Source organism: Aureimonas psammosilenae (assembly GCF_009176975.1).
Lineage (GTDB): Bacteria > Pseudomonadota > Alphaproteobacteria > Rhizobiales > Rhizobiaceae > Plantimonas > Plantimonas psammosilenae.
Genome location: NZ_WEZG01000008.1, coordinates 109,503 through 126,337, shown reverse-complemented (window position 1 = coordinate 126,337; position 16,835 = coordinate 109,503). Strand labels below are relative to the sequence as shown.

Sequence of the window (16,835 nt, the reverse complement as noted above, 5' to 3'; positions counted from 1 at the left end):
CGGAAGCTTGTCGCTCCCGCGCCGTCGGATCGTTTGGAGGGATCGGCCGGGATCAATCGTCCTCGACGAAGACTTCCTTGCGCTTGGCGCGGATGCTCGGAAGGATCGCGACGATCACGGCGGCAAGGCCGACCGCCAGAAGGCCCGCCGAGATCGGCCGCTCGAAGAAGATCATCGCATCGCCGCGAGAGATGATCATGGCGCGTCGCAGATGCTCTTCCAGAAGCGGCCCGAGCACGAAGCCGAGGAGAAGCGGGGCGGGCTCGCAGCCGAGCCGGATCAGCACGTAGCCCAGCACCCCGAACACGCCGATGGCGTAGACGTCGAACGGGTTGTTGTTGATCGAGTAACAGCCGATGGAGGCGAAGATCACGATGGCCGGGAAGAGCACGCGATAGGGCACCGTCAGCATCTTCACCCAAAGCCCGATGAGCGGCAGGTTGAGGATGACGAGCAGCACGTTGCCGATCCACATGGAGGCGATGATGCCCCAGAAAAGGGCGGGCTGCGAGTTGATGACGTTGGGTCCCGGCGTGATGCCCTGGAGGATGAAGGCGCCGACGATCAGCGCCATCACCGGATGAGCGGGGATGCCGAGCGTCAGAAGCGGGATGAAGGAGGTCTGGGCGGCGGCGTTGTTGGCGCTTTCAGGACCCGCAACGCCTTCGATCGCGCCATGGCCGAATTCCGACTTGTCCTTGGCGAGGTTCTTTTCCAGCGAATAGGACGCGAAGGACGACAGGACGTGGCCGCCGCCCGGCAATACGCCGAGGATGGAGCCGAGCGCCGTGCCGCGCACCACCGGGGCGATAATGCGCTTGAAGTCTTGCTTGGAGAGCCAGAGGCCCGTCACCTTCTTCACCATGACGTCGCGGGTGGACTCGTTTTCGAGGTTGCGGAAGATTTCCGCCACGCCGAAGACGCCGACCGCGATCGAGACGAAGTTGATGCCCTGGTAGAGTTCGAGCTGGCCGAAGGTGAAGCGCGGCGTGCCGGTGTAGATGTCCTGGCCGACCGTGCCGAGAAGAAGGCCGAGCACGATCATGGCGAGCGCCTTGATCACCGAGCCGTGCGCGAGCGAGATCGAGACGAGAAGCCCGAGCACGATCAGCGCGAAATATTCCGGTGCCCCGAACTGGAGCGCCACGCGGGCCAGCGGCGGGGCGGCGAAGGCGAGAAGGAGCGTCGCGACCGAGCCGGCGAAGAAGGAGCCGAGGGCTGCGGTGGCGAGCGCCGTGCCGGCCCTCCCCTTCTTGGCCATCTGGTAGCCGTCGATGGCGGTGACGGCCGAGGAGCTTTCGCCTGGAAGGTTGATCAGGATGGCCGTGGTGGAGCCGCCGTACTGCGCGCCGTAATAGATGCCCGACAGCATGATGAGGGCCGTGACCGGCGAGAAGGAGAAGGTGATCGGCAACAGCATGGCGATGGTCGCCGTCGGTCCGATGCCAGGGAGAACGCCGACAAGGGTTCCGAGAAGAACGCCGATGAAGCACCAGAAAAGGTTCTGGAGCGTCATCGCGGTTTCGAAGCCGAGGGCGAGATTGGCGAGAATATCCATGTCCCGTTTCCCCCTAGAACGAAAAGAGCGGGCCGAATGTCGGCAGCGAAACCGACAACCCGACCTTGAAGACGAGCCAGGACAGAAGCGTGATCAGCGCCGCGATGCCGAGCGCGTCCCGCACCGAGTTCTGCGACGAGGCGAGCGCCACGATGGCGACGCACAGGAACACGGTCGGCACGAGTCCGAGCAGCGCGCCGCCTTCGCCGAAGAGAACGAGGGCGGCGAGAACGAAGGCGATGCCCTTCCAGGGCACGGCGCCGATCTCGGCTCGTTCCTGCTTTTTGAGACCCGACACGAGAACGCAGATGCCGAGCACCGTGAGGGTGCCGGCCAGAAGAAGCGGGATGAAGCCCGGCCCCATGCGCAGGGCCCGGCCGAGCGGATAGTTCGAGCCTTCCCAGGCGAAGAGAAGCGCGATGACGACGAAGATCGCTCCCGCGAGAATGTCCCGGTTTCTCGCTGTCTGGACGACGGTACTCATTTCCTCCCCCTTTCCCGTTCTGTTCAGGCCGATGACTGGCCGCCGAGGGCTCCCGTCCCCGGCGGCTCATCCTTGGATGGTCAGTTCGCGTAGGTGCCCGCCGCCTGGATGATCGGCCGCCACAGATCGATCTGGGACGAAAGCTCCTTCGACAGCGCCGCCGGCGTCGCCTCGTCGTCCGACACCGGCAGGGTGCCGAGTTCGGCGAAGCGCGCCTTCACGGTTTCGTTCTTCAAGGCCTTCTTCAGCGAGGCTTCGAGTTTGGCGACCACGGCCGCGTCGAGACCGGCCGGTCCGTAGAGGCCGTGCCACACGGCGATGTCGAGCTTGGGCAGACCGCCTTCCTTGGTTGTGGGGAGGTCGGGAAGCGAGGGAACGCGCTCGGGCGTCGTCACCGCATAGGCCTTCACTTCCCCGCCCTTGATCTGGTTCGTGGTGTTGGTGGTCTGGTCGCAGAGCATGTCGACCTGTCCGCCGATGACGTCCGTCATGGCCGGGGCCGCGCCCTGGTAGGGAACCGTCACCATCTCGACGCCGACGGCTTCCTGAAGGAGCATGCCGCAAAGATGCGAGGCCGAGCCGATGCCGGCATTGGCATAGGTCGTGTCCGCGCCGTTCTTCTTCAGGTATTCGATGAGTTCGGCGATGTTGCCGGGCTCGAAGTCCTTGCGGGCGACGATGGTCATCGGAACGGCGGTCACGAGACCGATCGGCGAAAAGGCCTTCAGGGGATCGAATTCGAGCTGGCGATAAAGGGTCGGCGCGGTGGACATGCCGATATGGTGGAGAAGCAGGGTGTAGCCGTCAGGCTTGGCCTTGGCGACCTGTCCCGCGCCGAGCGTACCACCCGCGCCGCCGACATTCTGCACCAGCACCTGCTGGCCGAGATCGGTGGACATGGACTGGGCGATGAGGCGCGTGACGGTGTCCGTCGGGCCGCCGGCGGAGAAGGGCACGATCACGGTGATCGGCTGCGAGGGATAGCTGTCCTGCGCCAGGGCGCTGCCGGAGGCGAGAACGGCGGCAAAGGCCGCAAGGGCGAGACGTTTGAAGAGCATGAGAATCCTCCCGGTGTGAATGTTCGAATGACATCGGCGCGGCGTCCCGATGGACGACACGGCGCCAAGCGTTCTTGCGATGCGATGGCGGGCACGCCCGCCCATGGAGCGGGTGCCAGCGCGAAGGGGAATGCGAAGAAGCCAGAGCATCGTCCAGAATATCAAACGCGAGTCTGCCTTGTGCTTTTGGCCCAAATCCATCGGGTTTCGCCTGCGGCCGTAGCCCCGCTACGACCTTGTCGAACCCCTCGACCTTGAACCAAAAGCCCGGCGGCGACCCCGCGTCCGATATCCCGGACGACGCTCTAGTGAAGCGTAAGCGTCATGAATGTCCTCCCAGACAGCCTGCCATGCGGCCGCGCATCTCCCAATGCGTGCAGCGCTTGCCGTTGAGGAAATCCCAGCCATCGCCCTCGTGCAACCGCGCTTGCGGGCGGGCTCGAGGAAATTCCGGCGACCTTCCAGACGGATGGGTGGATTCGTTCCCATCGAGGCCGGCGGGATGGGAGGATTTCCACCCATCGCAGAAGATTGCGGGCTTTATCCGTCGTCGCCGAAGTCGTCGTCGCCGAAGTCGCGCTTGTCGAGACCGAACTTCTGCATCTTCTCGTAAAGCGTCTTGCGCGAGATCCCGAGCGATTCGTAGACCGTCTTCAGGCTTCCGCCAGAGGTCGCCAGCGCCCCGGCGATCAGCGAGCGCTCGTAATCGGCGACCCTTTCGGCAAGGCGTCGTCCCGACTGGCCGTCCGGCGCCGGTTCGTGGGACGCGAGGCCGAGGCCCAGCACATAGCGCTCGGCGGCGTTGCGCAACTCGCGCACGTTTCCCGGCCAATCGCGGCGCGCGACATCCGCCAGAACGGTCGCGGGCACGTCCGGCTCCTCGCGCCCAAGCCGGGCGGAGGCTTCCGACACGAGGTGCATGAAAAGAAGCGGCACGTCCTCGCGCCGCTCGGCAAGCGGGGGAAGGCGCAGGGTCACGACGTTCAAACGATACAAAAGATCGGCGCGCAGGCGGCCCGCTGCGACCTCCTCCCCCGGATCGGCCTTCATCGTCGCCACGAAGCGCAGATCGACGGAAACGGGGACATGCGAGCCGATGCGCGTCACCGTCCGGTCCTGGATCACCCGCAGGAGCCGCGCCTGAAGATCCAGCGGCAGCGAGGCGATCTCGTCGAGGAGGACGGTGCCGCCATGGGCCTGCTCGAACTTGCCGAAACGCGCGCGCGGGCTTCCCGGCACGGCGCCGGGCTCGTGGCCGAAAAGCTCGTCTTCCGCCAGACTGCTGGGCAGAGCGGCGCAGTCCACCACCACGAAAGGCCGGCTGGCGCGCTCGCCGACTTCGTGAAGGGCGCGGGCAACGACTTCCTTACCGGTGCCGGTGGCGCCGACTACGAGAACGTCGGCATCGGCCGCCGCCAAAGCGCGGATGCGGTAGCGAAGGTCCACCATTGCCGCCGCCCGTCCGGCCAGTCGCGACTCAAGATTGTCGCGCCGCCCATCCGCCATGGCGCGAAGACGACGGTTCTCAAGAACCAGCCGGCGGCGGTCGAGGGCACGCGCCACGACATCCGCGAGCTGACGCGGCGGACAAGGCTTCTCGATGAAGTCGTAGGCCCCTTCGCGCATGGCGGAAACGGCGAGCGCGGTATCGGCATGGCCGGTCACGAGAACCACCGGGATGTCGGGGTCGATCGCCTTGATGCGGCCGAGCAGCGTCATGCCGTCCATGCCGCCGAGGCGGATATCGGACACGACGATGCCGGGAAAGGCATGGCCGACGAGTTCGAGCGCGCCATCGGCCGCCGCGAAGGCGCGCACGGGAAAGCCCGCCAGATCGAGCGCCTGCGCATAGGACAGGCGCACTTCCTTTTCGTCTTCCACGAGAAGCACGGTCGCGCCGCTCATTGCGCGGCTTCCTTCGTCTGAGCCTCTACCGCTTCCAGGACGAGAACGAATTCCGCCCCGCCTCCTGGCCGTTTCTCGCAGGAAAGGCTTCCGCCGAAATCGCGGGCGATATTGTAGGAGATCGACAGACCCAGCCCCAGACCCTTGCCGACCCCCTTGGTCGTGAAAAAGGGATCGAAGATGCGCGGCAGAATGGCGTCGGGAACGCCGGGGCCCCCGTCCGACACGGCGATCCGCACCCGTCCGCCGGCGATGGGTGCGGCGGAAACGAGGATGCGTCGGTCGCCGAGCCCTTCCACGGCGTCCGCCGCGTTGGACACGAGGTTGACGAGGATCTGCTGGAGCCGGACGGGTACGGCGGAAACGAACTCCACCTCGGCGTCGAGCCGTGTTTCCACGACCGCGTCGGCAGCCTTCAAACGCCATTCCGCGATGGCGAGGGCATCAGCGACGACGGTTGCGAGATGCACCGCCTCCAGCCGTTCCTCCGGCCGGCGGGCGAAGGTTCGAAGGTGCCGGGAGATACTCGATAGGCGGTCCATCAGGCTGGCGATGCGCCCGACATTCTCGCGCGCTTCGGAAAGACGTCCCCGGTCGATCAGCACCGCCGCGCTGTCGGCATAGGCGCTGGCGGCGGCGAGCGGCTGGTTGAACTCGTGGCTCAGCGCCGCCGACATCTGGCCGAGCGCGGCGAGCTTGCCGGCTTCCACGAGGTCGGACTGGGTGCGGCGAAGCAGCTCCTCGGCGGCGCGGCGGTCGGCGACCTCGCGCTCCAGCCGCCCGTTGGCGATGGCAAGCGCCGCCGTGCGCTCGCCGACGCGGCGCTCAAGCTCTTCATGCGCCTCGTTCTGCGCGCGCTGGCGCTCGGCTAGGCGATGACGGCGCTGGTGGAAGGCGGCGAAGCCGAAGCCGCCGATGCCGAGGAGAAACAAGGCGGCCGAGCCAACGGCGATGCCCTGCAGCCGGGCCGGCGCCGTGTCGACCAGGACACGCACCGTCCAGCCCGCCGCCGGCATCGGCTCGGCCAGCGCCACGAAGCTGCGCAGCTTGCCATCGCTTTCGATGCGCGCCAGGGTCCGGTCGCCGGAGCGACCATGCGCGACGCCGAGATCGGGCAGCGGTCTTTCGGCGTAGCGACGAATCTCCTGCGTGCGCGACCGCTCGTCCGGCCCGACGCGCTCGAAGGCATGGTAGCGCCAGTCCGGTCGGCCCGCCATGAAGACCACGCCTTCCGGATCGGTCACCAGGATCTCGAACTCACCGCTCGCCCAGGACGTCTCGAGCGCGTCGAGATCGACCTTGAAGACCACGACGCCCGTCACGGCGCCGTTTCCCCAGACCGGTGCGGAGAAGTAGTAGCCGCGCTTGCCGGACGTTGTGCCAAGGCCGAAGAAGCGCCCTCGCCGGCCCTCGGCCGCGTCCTGGAAGTAAGGACGGTAACGGAAGTTTTCGCCGACGAAGCTCGCGGGACCGTCGAAATTGCTCGCCGCCACCGTCTCGCCGTCCGCCAGCATCACGTAGACATCCGAGGCCGACAACAGCGCGTTGACGGATTTCAGATAAGCGTCGGCCTTCAAGCGGGCGGCCTCGTTTTCGGGTGCCGCCAGAAGCTCGCGAACGGCCGGTTGCTCTGCGATCAGAACGGGCAGCGATTCATAGCGCGCCAGATGCCCGTCGAGCGCCGCCACCGCCAATCGCAGAGTGCCGGCGCCCGTCGCCAGCGACTGCTCCAGCGCGCGCGAATAGGCATAGAAGCCGGCGGATGCCGACAAGACCGCACCGACCGCGGCGAGGATCACAAGCAAGAGCGGCAGGCGAAGGCGAATGGGACGGCGCATCGGTTCGTCGTTCAGTAGCCGCGAGGATAGCGGAAGGGAAGCTCGGCGGACAAACGCTTTCTGACCTGGCGAGGGCAAGTCTTGCCCATTGGATAGACGACGTGTTTCGCACCGAGCGGCCGGCGGTTCTGCTATGGGTGGGAACCATGGCGCGAACCGATACGACGAGCCCCCTTCACATCCGCCTTTCCTCCGCCGAAGGAAGCCCGGCCTGGCGGATCGAGCGATGGCGGGATGCGATGTCCCCGTCCGGCAAGGTTGAGGTGGACCCGGCAAACGCCGCGACCTTCGAAGCCGATTTCCGCTCGCGCGTTCTCGGCGACGTCCGCATGCTTCGCGTCGAGGCCAGCACCTTCCGCTTCACGCGGAACGCTACGATGGCCGGCGAAATCCGGCGCGACCATCTTCTGGTCAATCTGGTGGAACGTGGCGTGCTGTCCGGCCAGCTCGGCCCACGCAAGGTTGCCGTGGAACCGGGCGCGGTTTCCATCTCCCGGTTGGCCGACACCATGGACGTGACGCTTCACGAGGCGACGTGGCTCGGCTTCGTGGTGCCGCTCGATCTCGTGGAGCGGGAGATGCCCTGGCCGCGCGGCCTCGACGGGCGCGTCTTTCCGCAAGGCTCGGTTCAAGCGACGATGCTCGGCCATCAACTCAGCGCGCTCCAGGCGTTGCCGGATCGAATCGCGGCGCGCGAAGGCGCTGAGCTTGCTCAGATCAGCCTGCATTTCGTTCTGTCCTGTCTGACCGGCCGCGTCCTCGCGCGCGCCGGCGCAGGCCAGAAAAGCGATCGGATCGAAGACCCGGCCATTCCCATTCGCCGTTTCATCGCCCGCCACCTCGTCGACCCGGATCTGGGACCCGCCCGGATCTGCCGTGAATTCGGCCTGTCCCGGTCGAGGCTTTATCGCATCATGGGCGACAGCGCCGATATCGCGGCCACCGTGCGCCGGCTCCGCCTGAAAGGCGCGCGGCGGGACATCGCCTCGAACCTTTTCGCGCATCTCTCCATCGCCGAGATCGCCAAGCGGTGGGGCATGCCGGACGAGCGCAGTTTCCGCCGCGCCTTTTCGCGCGAGTTCGGCTATGCACCTTCGGCTTCGCGCGCCGCGGCGGAGCCTGCAGCGGCCGGGCAAGGTGACGTGCCGCCCCTGATCGGCGCGGATCTGGAGCGCTGGTTCGACGGGTTGTCGTGACGTCCGCCGTTAGCATCTCATTCGCCATACCCGGCAAACCACTCCAATTTGAGTGAACAAGAGCGGCTTTTTCCCGTTGGGCGGTTTCCGAACGTGGAATGGATCTGCGCCGTGAGCGTGTATCGTCTGAGGTTGTCGAACGATCTTTACCGGCATCTCATGGAGATGTCCGAGGTCTATGATGTATCCCTGGAGGTCGTCGCCGAGTATATCCTGCGCTCCAACCTTCCCCATCAAGCGTCGCGGAGCGCGTGCCCATCGTTCGGCATGCAACTGCGCCAGTTGCGGGACGATCTGATGGCGACCTAGAAGGCCCGGCCACACCCTTTCGCAAGGACGCGGCCGGGCATGGGGATCAGGCCACGCGCTTCAGCGCTCCACCGAGGGTTTCCACGATCTCGCCGATCTGGCTCGGCTCGATGATCAACGGCGGCGACAGCGCGATGATGTCGCCGGTGACGCGGACGAGAAGCCCCTTCTCGAAGCAGTCCGTGAACACCTCGTAGGCGCGCGCGCCCGGCGCGCCGTCGCGGGCCTGCAGTTCGATGCCGGCGATGAGGCCTATCGTGCGGATGTCGGCGACATGGGGCAGGCCCTTCAGCGAATGGATCGCTGCGTCCCAATCGTCCTGGACGTCCTTGGCGCGCGTCAGGAGGCCTTCGCTCTTGTAGATGTCGAGCGTCGCGATGCCGGCGGCGCAGGCGGCGGGATGGCCGGAATAGGTGTAGCCGTGGAAGAGTTCGATCGCGCCTTCCGGGCCGTGCATCAGCGCGTCGTGCACTTTGCGGCTGGCGAAGACCGCGCCCATCGGAAGCGCGCCGTTGGTGAGGCCCTTGGCCGTGGCGACGAGATCGGGCACCACGCCGAAGAAGTCGGTGGCGAAGGGCGCGCCGAGACGCCCGAAGCCGGTGATGACCTCGTCGAAGATCAGAAGAATGCCGTGGCGGTCGCAGATCGCGCGAAGGCGCTCGAGATAGCCCTTGGGGGGCGGCAGAACGCCGGTCGAGCCCGCGACGGGTTCCACGATACAGGCCGCGACGGTCTCCGCGCCGTGCAACGCGACGAGGCGTTCCAGATCGTCGGCGAGTTCCGCGCCGTGTTCCGGCTGGCCTTTGACGAAGAGGTTGCGGGCGGGATCGAAGGTGTGGCGCAGGTGGTCGGTGCCCGGCAGAAGCGGGAAAACGCGGCGGTTGTTGACGAGACCGCCGACCGAGATGCCGCCGAAGCCGACGCCATGGTAACCGCGCTCACGCCCGATGAGGCGCTGCCGCGTGCCCTGGCCGATCGCGCGCTGATAGGCGATCGCGATCTTCAGCGCGGTATCGACCGATTCCGAGCCCGAGCCCGTGAAGAACACGCGGTCGAGCTTGGCGCCCTCGGGGCCCGGCGCGACCGCGGCAAGGCGCTCGGCGAAGTCGAAGGCGATCGTGTGGCCCATCTGGAAGGACGGGGCGTAGTCGAGCGTCGTGAGCTGGCGCTCCACGGCCTCGGCGATCTGGCGGCGGCCATGCCCGGCATTCACGCACCAAAGGCCCGCCGTCCCGTCGAGGACCTTGCGCCCGTCGTCGCTCGTATAATGCATGCCTTCCGCCGCCACGAGAAGGCGCGGCGCCTTCTTGAACTGCCGGTTGGCGGTGAAGGGCATCCAGTAGCTGTCGAGCACTGGGACATTCGGCTTGGCGTGGTGGTTCATGGCGAGCCTTGGGATCGAAGGCATTCGGGGGACGCGGCGAAGGCGCTCTTCCTTGTCGCCTCCTCCCGCACGCCGATCAAGAGGGAGAAGCGCCTCGGTCGGTGAATGGGGCTCCGTATCCGCCCGCCGTCGGGGTCTCGACGATCACCGCCTCGCCGGGGTCGAGGACGGTCTGGTCGCAACCCTTCAACTCCTCCATCTGCCCATCGGCGCGGCGAATGCTGGTGCGCCCCATCCGGCCGGGCCCTCCGCCATCGAGTCCGTGGGGCGCGAGCGTTCGGTGAGAGGACAGGATGGCGCAGTCCATCCGTTCCAGAAAGCGGATGGTGCGGCTTGTGCCGGCGCCCGCCGGGAACGCGCCCGCCCCGCCTGAGCCGGCATCGATGCGAAAGTCTTCCAGAAGCACCGGATAGCGGGTTTCCAGGATTTCCGGGTCGGTGAGGCGGGAATTGGTCATGTGGACATGCACGGCGTCCGTGCCGGCGAAACCCGTTCCGTCGTTGAAGCGACCGGCGGGCGAGCCGGAACAAAGCGTCTCGTAATATTGATAGGTGGCGTTGCCGAAGGTGAGGTTGTTCATCGAGCCCTGGCTCGCCGCCATCGCGCCGAGCGCTCCGAAGAGCGCGTTGGTGACGTGCTGGCTCGTTTCCACATTGCCGGCGACAACCGCGGCCGGATAACGGGGCTTCAGCATCGAGCCGTCCGGCACGATGATGCGGATCGGGCGAAGGCACCCCGCATTCATCGGGATCGAGCCCTCGACCATCACGCGGAAGACGTAGAGGACGGCGGCGCGTGTCACGGGTTCCGGCGCGTTGAAGTTGTTCGGCTGCATGGCGCTGGTGCCGGTGAAGTCGACGGTCGCCTCTCGGTTTTCACGATCCACGGTCAGTTTCACGCGGATCACCGAGCCCTGGTCGGTCTTGTACTCGAACTGAGCGTCGGACAGCTTCTCCACGACGCGCCGCACGCTTTCTTCGGCATTGTCCTGCACGTGGCCCATATAAGCGCGCACGGTGTCGAGGCCGAACGCGGCGATGGTCCGGCGCATCTCGTGGACGCCCTTCTCGTTCGCCGCGATCTGGGCGCGCAGATCGGCGATGTTCTGGGGAACGTTGCGGGCGGGATAGGGGTGATCGGTGAGAATCGCCGCGATCTTGGCCTCGTCGAACCGGCCGCGATCCACGAGCTTCACATTGTCGAAAAGAACGCCTTCCTCGTCCACCGTGGTGGCGAGCGGCGTCATGGAGCCGGGCGCGACCCCGCCGATATCGGCATGGTGGCCGCGCGAGGCGACATAGAACAGGATGTCCGGTTCCTCCTTCCCAGTCGCGCCGCGAGCGCTCCCCGCCTCTCGTCCTTCTTCGAAGACCGGCGTGACCACGGTGATGTCCGGCAGGTGCGTGCCGCCGTTATAGGGCGCGTTCAGGGCGAAGACGTCGCCCGGCCGGATTGCGCCCCGGTTCTGCGCGATGACACTTTCCACCGAGCGGTCCATGGAACCGAGATGCACCGGCATGTGCGGGGCGTTGGCGACAAGCGCGCCGTTGGCGTCGAAAACGGCGCAGGAGAAGTCGAGCCGCTCCTTAATGTTGACGGACGAGGCCGTGTTCTGGAGCGTCACCCCCATCTGTTCGGCAATGGACATGAAAAGGTTGTTGAAGACCTCCAGAAGCACCGGATCGGCCTGCGTCCCCAGCGCCTTCTCCCGCGCCATCTCGCGCGAGCGGGTGAGGAGAACGTGGTTCCTGGCCGTGACGCCGAAGCGCCAGCCGTCCTCCACCACGATGGTCTGGTGCTGTTCCACGACCAGCGCCGGACCCTCCGCGCCTTGGCCGGGCTTCAGGTCTTCGCGCATGAAGACCTTGGCGGCGCGGGTCTTGCCGCCGGTGAAAATCTTCACCTCGCGAGCGGCTTCTGCGCCAAGGTCCGACAGGGCATGTTCGGGCTCGGCCAGAACCGAACCGCCGCCCACCGCCTCGACTTCCAGGGCCTCGGCGATCACGCGGCGATTGGTGAAGCGGAAGCCGAACTGCTTTTCGTGGGTTTTCTCGAACTCGGAAATCATGGTGTCAGCCGGTCCGAGATCCACCGGCAGGGCCGTGTCCGTGCCGTCGTAGCGCAGATGGACGCGCGCCTCGATCCGAACCTCGCCGGGGCCGAGCCCTTGCGCACCCATCTCCGCCAGGACCGCCGCGCCGAACTCCGCGCGCATGGCTTCCAGCGCCTCGCCCGCCTCCGCGACCGGCAGCGCGACGGTCTGCTGGCGGTGGGCGCGGGTGTCGGCGAGACCCATGCCATAGGCGGAAAGAACGCCCGAGAACGGGTGCATCAGCACGGTCTTCATGGCCAGCGTGTCGGCGATCTGGCAGGCATGCTGACCCCCCGCCCCGCCGAAGGAGGTCAGCGCGTAGTCCGACACGTCGTAGCCGCGCGCGACGCTGATCTTCTTCACCGCGTTCGCCATGTTCTCCACGGCGATCTTCAGGAAGCCTTCCGCCACCTCTTCCGGCGAGCGCCCGTCGCCGATCTCGGCGGCGAGGTCCGCGAAGGCCTCGCGCACCGCTTGCGTATCCAGCGGCTGGTCGCGGTTCGGGCCGAAGATCGGCGGGAAAAGATCGGGCCGCAGCTTGCCGACCATGACGTTGGCGTCCGTCACCGTCAGCGGGCCGCCGCGCCGATAGCTCTTCGGGCCGGGATTGGCGCCGGCCGAGTCCGGACCGACGCGAAAGCGCCCCGCCTCGAAGTGAAGAATTGAGCCGCCGCCCGCCGCCACCGTGTGGATCGACATCATCGGCGTTCGCATCCTGACGCCCGCGACCTCGGTTTCGAACGAGCGCTCATAGGCGCCGTCGTAATGGGACACGTCGGTGGAGGTGCCGCCCATGTCGAAGCCGACGACCTTGGCGAAGCCCGCGATCTCGGACGTCTTCACCGCGCCGACGACGCCGCCGGCGGGGCCGGACACGATGGCGTCCTTGCCTTGAAAGAGATGAGCTTCCGTCAGCCCGCCCGAGGACTGCATGAACATCAGGCGCGGAGCCTCCGCGCCGGTTCCCGCGCCGAGTTCCGCGGCGACCCGATCGACATAGCGCCGCAGGATCGGCGAAAGATAGGCGTCCACCACCGTCGTATCGCCGCGCCCGACGAGCTTGATGAGCGGCGAGACCTCATGGCTGACCGAGACTTGGGAAAAGCCGACCTCGCGCGCGATCCTTCCCACCAGCGTTTCATGGTCGGGGAACCGAAAGGCGTGCATGAACACCACGGCGAGCGCGTCGAAGCCCTCGGCACGCTTTTCCCGCAAGGCGGCGCGCAGCGTGTCGGGGTCAGGCGCTTGTTCCACCGTGCCGTTGGCGCGCACCCGCTCGGCGACTTCCAGCACGTCAGAATAAAGGAGTTCCGGCTTGACGATCTTCTTGGCGAAGATGTCGCTGCGCGCTTGATAGCCGATGGCCAGCGCGTCGCGAAAACCCTTGGTGGTGACGAGCAGCGTGCGCTCGCCCTTGCGCTCCAGAAGGGCGTTGGTCGCCACCGTCGTTCCCATCTTCACCGAGGCGATGCGATCGGCGGGAATGGGCTCGCCTGCTCCCAAGCCGAGAAGTTCGCGGATGCCCTGCACGGCCGCATCGCGATAGCTTTCCGGGTTCTCGGACAAAAGCTTGTGCGCCTGGAGCGAGCCGTCGGGACGCCGCGCGACGATGTCGGTGAACGTGCCGCCACGGTCGATCCAGAAGTCCCACTTGGCCGTCGTATCTATCGCCATCTTGCAACGCCTGCGCTCGGATCGCGCGGACCGGATCATTTTATGGATGAAGGGTCAATGATCGGGGGGTGTCATATGAAGCTTGGCCGTCGAGCGATCGGTTTCGTTGACTCCCACCGCCGAGGGTCTAGTATTTCCGCAAGCCTCCGGGTGGGGTCGTCGATGCGCCGTGCGCGCTCATGCCGTTCGAGGCATATGACGGAGAGCCTCGCGCTCGGGCAGTCGTCCTCGGCCGTCTCGCTCCGCTTCTCGCGCCATTCATCGGAAGAACAAATGCATCGCTTGCTTCGCGTGGCCGTCGCGGCTGTCGGCTTCGTGCTGGTGGGGATCGGAGCGTCCAGGGCCCAGTCCGCCCCGACCCTTTATTTCTCCGCCATTCCCGACGACGACGAAACGCGGCTGACGGAGCGTTTCGACAAGGTCGCGGCCTATCTTTCGCGGCAGCTTGGGGTTCCGGTCCGCTACGTGCCGGTGAAGAGCTATGCTGCTTCCGTCACGGCCTTCCGCAACGACCAGATCCAGCTCGCTTGGTTCGGCGGCTTGTCGGGCGTCCAGGCGCGGCTCGCGGTGCCGGGCTCGCAGGCCATCGCCCAAGGAACGGAGGACCGGACCTTCGTCACTTATTTCATCGCGAACAAGGAAACTGGGCTGCAAGCCTCCGAGACCTTTCCGGCGGCGGCCAAGGGTATGACCTTCACCTTCGGCGCGCAGACCTCCACTTCCGGCCGGTTGTTTCCCGAATTCTACATCCGCAAGGAAACGGGGCAGGCGCCGGAGACCTTCTTCTCGCGGGTCGGCTTTTCGGGCGATCACGCGCAAACGCTGCGTCTCGTTTCCACCGGCGCCTTCCAGGTCGGCGCCCTGAACTACACCGTTTATGACGCGGCGCTCGCCAAGAACGCGCCGGAAGTGGATTCCACGCGCGTCATCTGGAAGACGCCGCCTTATCCCGACTACAACTGGACGATCCGGGGCGATGTGGACGCGCGCTTCGGCGAGGGTTTCATGGGCAAGGTGCAGACCGCGGTGACGGGCATGACGGATGCCGATCTTCTGGCTTCCTTTCCGCGTTCGGGTTTCGTGAAGGCGGCGAACGAGGATTACGGGCCGATCGAGGAAACGGCGCGGGCCATCGGACTTCTCGACTGACGCTTCAAATTCATGCTGTGTTTCGAAGGCGAAACGCTCGCCTATGGTCCCATTCCCGTTCTGTCCGACCTCCATTTCTCGTTGAAGGCGGGCGAGCGCGTGGTTCTGCTCGGGCGGAGCGGGGCCGGCAAATCGACGCTTCTGCAGGCGGCCTATCGCAAGCTGGCCCCGACCCTGCCGGCGCTCGCGCTGGTGCCGCAGGAAAACGGCCTCGTGCCGCAGCTTTCCGTGTTCCACAACGTCTTCATGGGCCGGCTCGACGCGCACAGCCCCGTCTACAACCTCGCCAATCTCGTGTGGCCCTTTCCGTCCGAGCGGCGACGCATGTCGACGGTGCTGGAAGCGGTGGGCCTCTCGGGACTCGATCGCAAGTCCGTCGAAACGCTGTCCGGCGGGCAGAAGCAGCGCACGGCCCTCGCCCGCGCCTTTCACCGGGGCGGTCCGGTTCTTTTGGGCGACGAGCCCGTGTCGGCGGTGGACGAGCGGCAGGCGGCGAGCCTCGTGGACGAGATCGCCGGGCGTTTCGAAACAGTGCTTCTCGCGCTTCACGATGTCGGCCTCGCCCGCCGGATCGCCACGCGTCTCGTCGGGGTCGGCGGGGGGCGCATCCTTTTCGACAAGGCCGGCGCGAGCGTGACGGACGCCGACCTTCATGACCTCTACCGGGGCTGAGGGCCGGCGACGTCCGGGGCGCGTCGCGGCGGCAGCGTTTTTCCTGGCGCTGGCGCTCGCGCTTTTGCCGGTGGCGGACCTCTCGGTCGGCGCGCACGATCCGTGGGACGAGTTGCGGCGAATGGGGGCGGGCCTCCTGTCGCCCGACTTCTCGCCGCTCGCCACCTTGGTTCATGCGGCGACACTGACGCTCGCCTTCGCCTTTTGTGGGGTGGCGGCGGGCGCGGGCGCGGGGTTCGCTCTTGCACCCTTCTACCGTTTCGCCCCGGTGCGGCTCCTTGGCGTCGCCCTCCGCTCGATCCACGAACTCTTCTGGGCGGTGCTTCTTCTTCAGGTGACGGGCCTGTCCGCGACGACCGGCATCCTCGCCATCGCGCTGCCCTATGCAGGCATCTTCGCGAAGGTCTTTTCCGAATATCTCGACGAAACCGATCCGCGCGCCGCGGCCGCGATGCCTCCGCGCGCCGACCTCGTTTCCGTTCATTTCTTCGCGCGCCTGCCGCTCGCCTTGACTGAGATGCGCGTCTACCTGCTCTACCGCCTCGAATGCGGGCTGCGCTCCAGCGCTGTTCTCGGCTTCGTCGGGCTGCCGACCCTCGGCTTCCAGCTCGACACCTTTCTGCGCCAAAGCCTCTACGGCGGGGTCGGGGCGATCCTCCTGATCTACTACGCTTTGATCGGGACGATGCGCTTTTGGATGCGCCGCCGGCTCGCTTTCTTCTATCTCTTCGCCTCGGTGGTGGTGATGGCGCGGCTCGCGACGCCGCCGATGGCGGAAGGCGCGTTGTTCCGCTTCCTGACGAGCGACATCGTCCCCGCGCCCTTGCGCAACGGCGATCTGTCGAGCGCCGAGACATGGGGCCACCTCAGTGACTGGCTCCATTCCCTCTTCATGACCCAGGCGTTTCCCGGCCTCCTCGCGACCGTGGTGGTGGCGCAACTCGCGCTCGTCGTCACCGGGTTCATCGCCCTTCTCGGCTTTCCCCTGATCGTTCGGGCGGTCGCCGGCCGGCTCGGCGCTTGGGCTGGGCATGCCGGCCTCGTCGTCATCCGCTCGACGCCCGAATACATGCTCGCCTATATGGCGCTGCAGGTTTTCGGCCCGTCCATGCTGCCGGCCGTGATCGCGCTCGGGCTCCATAACGGCGCCATCGTCGCGCATCTTCTCGGGCGACAATCGGCGGGTCTCGTCCAGAACCTTCGGCCGGACGCGCCGCGCGGGCTCCTGCTCTACGCCTACGAGCTTCTGCCGCGCATCTACGGCTCGTTTCTGGCTCTTTGCCTTTACCGGTGGGAGATCATCCTGCGCGAGTCGGCGATCGTCGGTCTTCTCGGCATCACGACGCTCGGCTTCTATGTCGACGGCGCGATCCAGGAACTGCGGATCGACCGCGCCGTCATGCTGCTGCTCGTCGCCACCCTGGCGACGCTCGGCGTCGATATCCTGTCGAGACGCCTTCGCGCGGCGCTTGGCGTTTCCGCGTTGAAAACGCGAAAGGACGCCGAGCTGAACTGA

The 16,835-nt window shown here is 66.5% G+C and carries 12 protein-coding genes; 5 read left to right on the top strand and 7 right to left on the bottom strand.

Features of this window, described 5'->3' with window-relative positions:
• Positions 1 to 52 precede the first annotated feature (52 nt).
• The 5 genes from F9929_RS15330 to F9929_RS15310 all read right to left on the bottom strand — a co-directional run bounded on the left by F9929_RS15330 (position 53) and on the right by F9929_RS15310 (position 6,843).
• Positions 53 to 1,558 (bottom strand): tripartite tricarboxylate transporter permease, encoded by a 1,506-nt coding sequence (locus tag F9929_RS15330; protein WP_152047459.1) that lies wholly within the window; start codon positions 1,556 to 1,558, stop codon positions 53 to 55.
• A gap of 13 nt (positions 1,559 to 1,571) precedes the next feature.
• Positions 1,572 to 2,042 carry a tripartite tricarboxylate transporter TctB family protein gene (locus F9929_RS15325; RefSeq protein WP_152047458.1) on the bottom strand — a complete coding sequence of 157 codons (471 nt, stop codon included), beginning with the start codon at positions 2,040 to 2,042 and terminating at the stop codon, positions 1,572 to 1,574.
• Positions 2,043 to 2,122: 80 nt separating this feature from the next.
• Positions 2,123 to 3,100: a tripartite tricarboxylate transporter substrate-binding protein gene (locus F9929_RS15320; RefSeq protein ID WP_152047457.1), complete on the bottom strand. Its 978-nt coding sequence runs from the start codon at positions 3,098 to 3,100 to the stop codon at positions 2,123 to 2,125.
• Positions 3,101 to 3,640: 540 nt separating this feature from the next.
• The gene (locus tag F9929_RS15315) at positions 3,641 to 5,005 is read right to left on the bottom strand and encodes a sigma-54-dependent transcriptional regulator (RefSeq protein ID WP_152047456.1); all 1,365 of its coding nucleotides are present in this window, start codon (positions 5,003 to 5,005) and stop codon (positions 3,641 to 3,643) included.
• Positions 5,002 to 6,843 (bottom strand): sensor histidine kinase, encoded by a 1,842-nt coding sequence (locus F9929_RS15310; RefSeq protein ID WP_152047455.1) that lies wholly within the window; start codon positions 6,841 to 6,843, stop codon positions 5,002 to 5,004. The genes F9929_RS15315 and F9929_RS15310 overlap by 4 nt, the downstream gene beginning before the upstream one ends.
• 101 nt (positions 6,844 to 6,944) lie before the next feature.
• Between F9929_RS15310 and F9929_RS15305 the strand changes: the two genes are divergently transcribed.
• Positions 6,945 to 8,039, top strand: a complete 1,095-nt coding sequence (locus tag F9929_RS15305) for a helix-turn-helix transcriptional regulator (RefSeq protein ID WP_210251350.1) — start codon at positions 6,945 to 6,947, stop codon at positions 8,037 to 8,039.
• Between the two features lie 111 nt (positions 8,040 to 8,150).
• A complete protein-coding gene (locus tag F9929_RS15300; RefSeq protein ID WP_152047453.1) occupies positions 8,151 to 8,348 on the top strand; it encodes a hypothetical protein in 198 nt (65 codons plus the stop codon).
• A gap of 46 nt (positions 8,349 to 8,394) precedes the next feature.
• Here F9929_RS15300 and F9929_RS15295 read toward each other — a convergent pair whose 3' ends face one another.
• Both F9929_RS15295 and F9929_RS15290 read right to left on the bottom strand, forming a co-directional pair.
• Positions 8,395 to 9,732: an aspartate aminotransferase family protein gene (locus tag F9929_RS15295; protein WP_152047452.1), complete on the bottom strand. Its 1,338-nt coding sequence runs from the start codon at positions 9,730 to 9,732 to the stop codon at positions 8,395 to 8,397.
• A 76-nt stretch (positions 9,733 to 9,808) separates the two neighbouring features.
• Positions 9,809 to 13,498, bottom strand: coding sequence for a hydantoinase B/oxoprolinase family protein (locus tag F9929_RS15290; RefSeq protein ID WP_152047451.1), 3,690 nt, complete (start codon positions 13,496 to 13,498; stop codon positions 9,809 to 9,811).
• 195 nt (positions 13,499 to 13,693) lie between these two features.
• Here F9929_RS15290 and F9929_RS15285 point away from each other — a divergent pair, with 195 nt between their 5' ends.
• Genes F9929_RS15285 through F9929_RS15275 form a run of 3 tightly spaced genes read left to right on the top strand, consistent with a single transcriptional unit; the run spans position 13,694 to position 16,835 of the window.
• The gene (locus F9929_RS15285) at positions 13,694 to 14,647 is read left to right on the top strand and encodes a putative selenate ABC transporter substrate-binding protein (RefSeq protein ID WP_235919340.1); all 954 of its coding nucleotides are present in this window, start codon (positions 13,694 to 13,696) and stop codon (positions 14,645 to 14,647) included.
• 12 nt (positions 14,648 to 14,659) lie between these two features.
• The gene (locus F9929_RS15280) at positions 14,660 to 15,319 is read left to right on the top strand and encodes an ATP-binding cassette domain-containing protein (protein ID WP_152047450.1); all 660 of its coding nucleotides are present in this window, start codon (positions 14,660 to 14,662) and stop codon (positions 15,317 to 15,319) included.
• Entirely contained in the window at positions 15,300 to 16,835 is a 1,536-nt protein-coding gene (locus tag F9929_RS15275; RefSeq protein ID WP_152047449.1) for a PhnE/PtxC family ABC transporter permease, read from the top strand. The genes F9929_RS15280 and F9929_RS15275 overlap by 20 nt, the downstream gene beginning before the upstream one ends.

Bases quoted from the DNA above. Each gene is read 5' to 3' on its own strand.
- F9929_RS15315 (WP_152047456.1), bottom strand. From the start codon at position 5,005: ATGAGCGGCGCGACCGTGCTTCTCGTGGAAGACGAAAAGGAAGTGCGC.
- F9929_RS15275 (WP_152047449.1), top strand. From the start codon at position 15,300: ATGACCTCTACCGGGGCTGAGGGCCGGCGACGTCCGGGGCGCGTCGCG.
- F9929_RS15290 (WP_152047451.1), bottom strand. From the start codon at position 13,498: ATGGCGATAGATACGACGGCCAAGTGGGACTTCTGGATCGACCGTGGC.
- F9929_RS15310 (WP_152047455.1), bottom strand. From the start codon at position 6,843: ATGCGCCGTCCCATTCGCCTTCGCCTGCCGCTCTTGCTTGTGATCCTC.
- F9929_RS15295 (WP_152047452.1), bottom strand. From the start codon at position 9,732: ATGAACCACCACGCCAAGCCGAATGTCCCAGTGCTCGACAGCTACTGG.
- F9929_RS15280 (WP_152047450.1), top strand. From the start codon at position 14,660: ATGCTGTGTTTCGAAGGCGAAACGCTCGCCTATGGTCCCATTCCCGTT.
- F9929_RS15285 (WP_235919340.1), top strand. From the start codon at position 13,694: ATGACGGAGAGCCTCGCGCTCGGGCAGTCGTCCTCGGCCGTCTCGCTC.
- F9929_RS15330 (WP_152047459.1), bottom strand. From the start codon at position 1,558: ATGGATATTCTCGCCAATCTCGCCCTCGGCTTCGAAACCGCGATGACG.
- F9929_RS15320 (WP_152047457.1), bottom strand. From the start codon at position 3,100: ATGCTCTTCAAACGTCTCGCCCTTGCGGCCTTTGCCGCCGTTCTCGCC.
- F9929_RS15325 (WP_152047458.1), bottom strand. From the start codon at position 2,042: ATGAGTACCGTCGTCCAGACAGCGAGAAACCGGGACATTCTCGCGGGA.